This window comes from Yimella sp. RIT 621, assembly GCF_004146205.1.
Taxonomy (GTDB): Bacteria; Actinomycetota; Actinomycetes; order Actinomycetales; family Dermatophilaceae; genus Yimella; species Yimella lutea.
Genome location: NZ_SEIP01000043.1, coordinates 1 through 346 on the forward strand (window position 1 = coordinate 1; position 346 = coordinate 346).

At 65.0% G+C, this 346-nt stretch carries 1 protein-coding gene; it reads right to left on the reverse strand.

Annotated features, from left to right (window positions below; all coding sequences use genetic code 11):
* The coding region (locus EU513_RS15605; protein WP_168990322.1) for a leucine zipper domain-containing protein at window positions 1–282 on the reverse strand (282 nt) is incomplete at its 3' end.
* Window positions 283–346: the final 64 nt, after the last annotated feature.

Below are 346 nucleotides of genomic sequence, written 5' to 3' on the forward strand. Positions count from 1 at the left end.
GTAGGCGATACGGGCCGGACCCCACCGGCGTGTCACCCGCAGGTTGATAATCCGGCGTTCAGTGCGCCGCGGTAACTGGTGGGGACAGTGGTGTGGTCGTGAGGATCGGTCGGTCATCCCGGCCGGGCCATGTTCCCGGTACCGCAACGCCCAGCGGCGTGCGGTCGTGATGCTGACCGAAAACCGTTCAGCAGCATGCGCGTAGGACCACTGCTCATCAACGACGAGCTTGGCCAAGCGGAGCCGGCCAGCCGGTGTGAGCGTCGCGTTAGCGTGGGACATGAAGACCTCCGTGGTGAATGTGGGTGCGTGGTAGCTCCACACCTCACCCGGAGGTCTTCCTCAC